7 protein-coding genes are annotated in these 6,351 nt (G+C 74.0%); 4 read left to right on the top strand and 3 right to left on the bottom strand.

What is annotated here, in order from left to right; all coding sequences use genetic code 11:
- Nucleotides 1–98: 98 nt before the first annotated feature.
- Entirely contained in the window at nucleotides 99–812 is a 714-nt protein-coding gene (locus tag ACZ4UX_RS24635; protein WP_465708251.1) for a hypothetical protein, read from the bottom strand.
- Between the two features lie 346 nt (nucleotides 813–1,158).
- Here ACZ4UX_RS24635 and ACZ4UX_RS24630 point away from each other — a divergent pair, with 346 nt between their 5' ends.
- Nucleotides 1,159–1,974, top strand: coding sequence for a hypothetical protein (locus ACZ4UX_RS24630; RefSeq protein ID WP_465708250.1), 816 nt, complete (start codon nucleotides 1,159–1,161; stop codon nucleotides 1,972–1,974).
- Nucleotides 1,975–2,265: 291 nt separating this feature from the next.
- Here the strand turns inward: ACZ4UX_RS24630 and ACZ4UX_RS24625 are convergent, their stop codons facing one another.
- Complete coding sequence (locus tag ACZ4UX_RS24625) at nucleotides 2,266–2,475, bottom strand: DUF6011 domain-containing protein (protein WP_329489256.1); 210 nt, start codon at nucleotides 2,473–2,475, stop codon at nucleotides 2,266–2,268.
- A 144-nt stretch (nucleotides 2,476–2,619) separates the two neighbouring features.
- Here ACZ4UX_RS24625 and ACZ4UX_RS24620 point away from each other — a divergent pair, with 144 nt between their 5' ends.
- Nucleotides 2,620–3,387, top strand: a complete 768-nt coding sequence (locus ACZ4UX_RS24620) for a TetR/AcrR family transcriptional regulator (RefSeq protein WP_465708249.1) — start codon at nucleotides 2,620–2,622, stop codon at nucleotides 3,385–3,387.
- A gap of 220 nt (nucleotides 3,388–3,607) precedes the next feature.
- Here ACZ4UX_RS24620 and ACZ4UX_RS24615 read toward each other — a convergent pair whose 3' ends face one another.
- Complete coding sequence (locus ACZ4UX_RS24615; protein ID WP_329492216.1) at nucleotides 3,608–3,943, bottom strand: winged helix-turn-helix transcriptional regulator; 336 nt, start codon at nucleotides 3,941–3,943, stop codon at nucleotides 3,608–3,610.
- A 289-nt stretch (nucleotides 3,944–4,232) separates the two neighbouring features.
- Between ACZ4UX_RS24615 and ACZ4UX_RS24610 the strand changes: the two genes are divergently transcribed.
- Nucleotides 4,233–5,093, top strand: coding sequence for an SDR family oxidoreductase (locus tag ACZ4UX_RS24610; RefSeq protein ID WP_465708248.1), 861 nt, complete (start codon nucleotides 4,233–4,235; stop codon nucleotides 5,091–5,093).
- Between the two features lie 152 nt (nucleotides 5,094–5,245).
- On the top strand, nucleotides 5,246–6,319 hold the full coding sequence (rarD, locus tag ACZ4UX_RS24605; RefSeq protein ID WP_465708247.1) for an EamA family transporter RarD: 1,074 nt from the start codon (nucleotides 5,246–5,248) through the stop codon (nucleotides 6,317–6,319).
- Nucleotides 6,320–6,351: the final 32 nt, after the last annotated feature.

Genomic DNA, 6,351 nt, shown 5'->3' with positions numbered 1-6,351 from the left:
TCGGTGCGGTCGGAGCGGTCGGAGCGGTCGGAGCGGTAGGAGCGGTAGGTGCGGGCGCCGGGCCGGTAGGACCGGCCCGGCGCCCGCACCTCGCACCACTACTTCCAGAAGATGGCACCCTTGCCCAGGCTGTAGGGCGCGCCCCAGTATTCGGCGCCCGAGACCTTGGTGGCCGCCGGGGCGAGGGCGACGGCGCAGCCCTGGGCGGTCTGGCCGTTGGTGAAGCCCTTCGGCAGCGAGGGGTTCGCGCACTTGGCGAAGCCGCCGATGATCATCAGTTCCTGGGCCTCGCTGCCGTCCGGCAGGAGGCCCTTGACGTGGTCCACGCTGGTGTAGGCCAGGTCGGTGGTGCCGGTGTTGGTGATCGAGTACCGCACGTAGTACGGGACGAGCCCCTTGGCCTTGTCGCCGAGCTTGAGCGCGGCCAGGTCCGCCGGGTCGCCGGCCTCGATCGCGGTGACCGACAGGGCGATGACGCCCTTGGTGCTGCCGGAGGTGAACTGCACCTGGGCGGGCTGGCCGATCTTGAAGGTCTGCCCGGGGGCGGCGTCGGTACCACCGCCGGCCGCGGGAGCGGCTGCGGGCGCGGTGGCGGGCGCGGTGGTGGGTGTGCCGGTGGTGGCACCGGACGGGCTGGCCGCGGCCGGCGTGCTCGCGGTGGCGGCCGGGGTCGTCGGCGCGGCGGCCGGTGGCGGAGTGCTGCTCGCCGTGTCGGCCGCCGGGTCGTCGTTGCAGGCGGTGAGGGTCAGGGCGCCGACCGCTGCGAGACCGACGAGCGTCCACATGCGCTTGCGGGTGTGGATGCCGTTCATAGGAGGTTCCCCCGTGTTCCGGGCCGTCAGGCGGCGGCCCTGCTGAGATCTTGATAGCGGGGCCGGGGGGTCGGGGGCCATGGCTTCGACGCGGTTCGGCCCGGATGTGACGTGACCGCGTCGGAATTGTCGACGAGCCGGTACAGTAGCGCCCCTTGCGCCCGGCCGCCCGGCTGCCGAACCGCAGTCCGCTGAACCGGCCCTGACGGAGGGACGCGGCGGGTGTCGGGCCCGTTGCGGAGGCGCCTCGGAGGCATCTCGACCGGACGCCCCGCCCGCGCGCCTGGCTACGGTGGTGGCCATGAGCACGGGGGGCGGATCGGCCTGGGCCGGGATACGGCGGGTCTTGCTGACGTTGTCGGGCGTGGTCGTGGCCGGGGCGGTGATCCTCGTCGCGGTCGTCCTCTGGCAACTGCACGACCTCACCACCGTGCCCCCCGCACCGGACGCGAGCGCGCTCGCCCGGGCCGCCGACACGCGTGCGGCCCGCGACCGGGCGGTGGCGTTCGCCGACGAGCAGACCGGACTGGTCCGGGCGGCCGCGCCCTGGGCGGAGGCGCTGGACAGCTCGGTCGCCGACCTGTGCGAGGCCCGGGCCGCCTCCGGCAGCTTCGGCAGCAAGCCGGTGTGGTCGGGGGTGATGTGCCGGCGGACGACGGTGCTGTACGCCGCGTTCGACGGTGAGATCGAGCCCCGGCTGGCCGAGCTGGACCGGGCGCTGGCCGGCGTCGGCTGGAAGCCGCGCAGCGGCGGCAGGGACTTGGTGCGGGAGCTGCACTACCAGCACAGCCCGGGTGGCGACGCCTCGGCCGAGCAGACGGCCGAGGCGCTGGCCCGGCCGAACTCGGTCGCCGTCGACCACACGCGCGGCGAGGGGCAGAACTCCGTCACCCTGACCGTCGCGGTCACGGACGGCAAGGGTCTGCCCAGGATCAGGGGCAGTTGGGACGACTCGTCAACCCTGCGCGGGCCGGACGCGAAGCCCTACACGGACGATGAGTCCGAGCGGGTCGTGTACCAGGACTGGCGGCGCGTGGACGCCGAGGCACTTCAGGCGAAGGCCTACGCGGACCACCGGTACCTGCTGGCGATCGGCGTGACTCAGCTCTACGCCGCCGGCTGCCCGGGCGCCACGTGCGACGGGAGCGCACCGAGCTGGTGACGGCCGGCCCGGCAGGCCCCGGGCCGGAGCAGGAAGTCGGCCGGTCCGACTTCCTGCTCCGTGACTCATTGCCCCTGCGTCGCCTCGGGTTGTGGTGACTGGGGCGGCTCGTTCGTGGTGTGTTCCGGCTGGGGCCGGTGCCCTCGGCCGGCCTCGGGTGGGAGTGGGAAGTCGGCCGGTCCGACTTCCTGCTCCGCGCGTTCGCGCCCCTGCGTCACCTCAGGAGGCGGCGTCGGAACCCTGCGGGGTGGAGGCGGAGCCGGGTGGTGCGGTTCCGGCCGATGCGGCCGGTCACCGGGACGGGCCGAACCCGGGCAACGGGTCCTGGTCGACCTCGTGGCGGGCGACCCGTTCGGTCGGGTCCCGGCACTCCGGGCCCAGCCGCAGGATGCGGGATTCCGGGTCGTGCAGCGGGCGGTGGCAGCGGCGGCAGGTGACTCGGGAGCGGACGACCTCTGCCGAGTCGGTGCCGGGGAGTGGCTCGGGGGCGCGGTCGGTCATGGGTCGACCCTAGGGCTTGCCCGACGGTGCCCGCCGGGGCCCGCCCGGCCCCGCAGTCCGGACGTGCCACTGTTCTCCTCCCGGTGCGCTCCGGCGGTACGCCCGGCAGGCCCTGTCCGGGCGGGCGCGTGAAAGGATTCCCCCATGGCGAGTGAACGCAGCAGTGCGGGGGACCCGGCGCGGACGCTGGCACTGCTCTGGGGCGTGTCGACCGAGGAGAAGCCGGGCCGTCGTGGTCCCCGGCAGGCGAAGTCGCCCGCGGAGATCGCGGCCGTGGCGATCGCGCTGGCCGACGCCGACGGCGTGGACGCGGTGACGATGCGGCGGGTGGCGCAGGAGCTGGGCGTCTCCCCGATGGCGCTCTACACGTACGTGCCCGGCAAGGCCGAGCTGCTCGACCTGATGCTGGACACCGTCTACGCGACCATGCCGCGCAGCGCCCCCTCCGACGGTGGCTGGCGGGCCAGGGTCGCTGCGGTCGCGGACGACAACCGTGCGCTCTACCGCGCCCACCCCTGGGTGGCGAGCATCTCGACCAGCCGTCCGCCGCTGGGGCCGGGGCTGATGGCCAAGTACGAGTACGAGTTGTGCGCCCTGGAGGGCACCGGGCTGCCGGACGTGGAGCTGGACGCCGCGCTCACCCACCTGCTGGGTTTCGTCCAGACCTGTGCCCGGATGGGTGCCGACGACCGCGCCGCGCAGCAGGACAGTGCGATGACCGACGAGCAGTGGTGGGCGGCCAACGCGGACCTGCTGGCCCGGGTCTTCGACGCCGAGCGGTACCCGGTCGCCGCCCGTGTCGGTGCGGCCGCCGGCGAGGTGCACGGCGGCGCGTACAGCGCGGACCACGCGTACGCCTTCGGCCTGGCCCGAGTGCTGGACGGGTTCGCGGCGCTGATCGCGGAGCAGTAGCCACCCGGTGGGGACGCGAATCTGTAGACCGGTCGGTTGATTCTGGACACCTTAGCTAGACCGGTCTGCATATTTGCCAGCTTCGCGGGCCCGGAATCGCTCGACCGGTCTACAGAAACACCCCTTGAGGCCGGTCTCTGTAGACCGACCGACATATGTAGACCGACCGACATAAAACGCGCCGGCCCCGCCTCCCCGCCCCCCCCGAGCCCGCCCCGCCTCAGCGCGGGCGGGCGTCGTACCCGGCGCGGGCCTCCTGGACGACGGGGACGCGCTGCTCGGACCAGCGGGCGAGGGCCGCCACCAGCTGGGCGGCCTCCCGGCCGAGCGGGGTGAGGCTGTAGTCCACCCGGGGCGGGATCACCGGATGGGCCTCGCGGAGGACGAAGCCGTCGCGCTCCAGGGTCTGCAGGGTCTGCGCGAGCATCTTCTCGCTCACCCCGGACACCCGCCGGCGCAGCTCGCTGAACCGGTAGCCGCGTTCGTCCAGCGCCGCCAGCACCAGGACGCCCCACCGGCTGGTGACGTGCTCCAGCACGCCGCGGGAGGGGCACATGCGGTCGTAGACGTCCGGCGGCGGCAGCTCGCCGAGCGGGACGGCCGGCCGTGCCGTCGAGGGGGTGGCGGCGTCGGAAGCGGCGGGGGCAGCAGGGGCGGCGCCCTGGGTCATTACCTGCATGTCATTACCTGCATGTCAGTACCCTACTTTGAAGTGCGTACTTTCGAGAAGTAAGTGCCCCTCCTAGGGTGAGTGTCGAGGCCGAGATGAATCGGCCGTCCGACCGCGAGTTCAACGGGCAACGGCCCGAACCGAACCGACCTGACCCGACCCAGGGAGCAGCAACATGTACGTCGTCACCGGTGCCACCGGACAGCTCGGCCGGCTGGTCGTCGAGGGCCTGCTGGCCGAGGTCCCCGCCGGCGAGGTGGCGGTGGTCGTCCGCTCCGCCGAGAAGGCCGCCGACCTCGCCGCCCGCGGCGTGACCGTCCGGGCGGCCGACTACGACCGTCCGGAGAGCCTGGCGGGCTGCTTCGCGGCCGGTGACCGGGTGCTGTTCATCTCGGGCAGCGAGGTCGGCCGCCGCATCCCGCAGCACACCGCCGTGATCGAGGCGGCGCGCGCCGCCGGCGTCGCGCTGCTCGCGTACACCAGTGCGCCCGGCGTGGCCACCTTCGGGCTGGCGGACGAGCACAAGGCCACCGAGGCGGCGATCCGGGAGTCCGGGCTGCCCTTCTCGTTCCTCCGCAACGGCTGGTACACCGAGAACTACCTGGGTGACGCCGCCGGCACGGTGGCGCGCGGCGTGGTGATCGGCAGCGCCGGGCAGGGCCGGGTGGCCACCGCCCCGCGTGCGGACTACGCCGCCGCGGCGGTCGCGGTGCTGCTCGGCGAGGGGGACGAGGGCGGTCACTCGGACACCGTGTACGAGCTCAGCGGTGACGTCGCATGGAGCCTGCCGGAGCTGGCCGCCGAGCTGGCGCGGGTCTCGGGGCGGCCCGTCGAGCACCGCGAGGTGACCCCGGCCGAGCACCGCGCGGTCCTGGTCGGCGCGGGCCTGCCGGAGGGTTTCGCCGACGTCCTGGTGGACGTGGACGCCGGTATCGCGCGCGGCGAACTGGCCGGCACCCCGGGTGACCTGGCCCGGCTGATCGGCCGTCCGACCGTCCCGCTGGCGGAGAGCGTGCGCACGGCGCTGGGCGCCTGACGCACCGGACGCCGCCCGGGTCGACCGCGAAACCGCAGGTCGGTCGGGCGCCGTCTCATGTCATGAGCAAAATGCGAATACGGAGATGACAGCCGGCCCCCGCGCCCGCTACCGTCGGCACGACATTGGTGCGCGCGGAGGGCAGGCCGTCGATGGCGGAGACAACCCAGCAGGAGGCCGGCCGGGGCCTTTGGTACGGCCTGGCGGCGTACGGGATGTGGGGGCTCTTCCCGTTGTTCTGGCCGCTGCTGGAGCCGGCCGCCGCCGACGACATCCTCGCCAACCGGATGGTCTGGTCACTGGTCGCCGTCGTCGTACTGCTGCTCGCCCAGCGGCACTGGGGCTGGATACGCCCGCTGCTGCGCCAGCCCCGCCGGCTCGCCATGCTGGGCGGGGCCGCCGCCGTGATCTCGGTCAACTGGGGCGTCTACATCTGGGGGGTCAACGCCGGTCACGTCGTCGAGACCAGCCTCGGCTACTTCATCAACCCGCTGGTCACCATCGCCTTCGGCGTGGTGGTGCTCAAGGAGCGGCTGCGGCCCGCGCAGTGGGCGGCCGTCGGCATCGGCGCCCTCGCCGTAGCGGTACTGACCGTCGGCTACGGACGGCTGCCCTGGATCGCGCTGACCCTGGCCTTCTCCTTCGGGACGTACGGGCTGCTCAAGAAGACGGTCGGGCTGAGCGGGCTGGAGAGCCTGGCCGCCGAGAGCGCCTTCATGTTCCCGTTCGCCCTCGGGTACCTGGTCTACCTGGGACTCGTCGGCCGTGGCACCTTCGGGCACACCGTGGCGGGGTCGTTCGGCTGGGGGCACTCCGGGCTGCTGATGCTCAGCGGGGTGATCACCGCGATCCCGCTGCTCTGCTTCGGCGCGGCGGCGGTTCGGGTGCCGCTCACGGTGCTCGGGCTGCTGCAGTACCTGGCGCCGCTGTTCCAGTTCCTGATCGGTGTCACGGTGTTCCACGAGTCCATGCCGCCCGCCCGCTGGGCCGGCTTCTCGCTGGTCTGGGCCGCGCTGGCGCTGCTGACCTGGGACGCGCTGCGCCGGGTGCGGAGCGATCGGGCGGAGCGGGCCGCCGCCCTGGCCCGGTCGGCCGCCGCCGTCCCGGCCGACGCCCTGGGCCCGGCCGACGCCCCGGCCACCACGTCCAGCCCGGCCGACGCCCCGACCGCCCCGGCCACCGCACCCACCCCGCCCCTCGACGCGGCCTCGGCGCCCACCCGCTGACGGGCGCGCGCAGGGCCGGCGGGGCGGCCCCG

The sequence above is a fragment of the Kitasatospora sp. NPDC028961 genome, from assembly GCF_055564815.1.
This window is presented reverse-complemented; position numbering and strand designations above follow the sequence as displayed.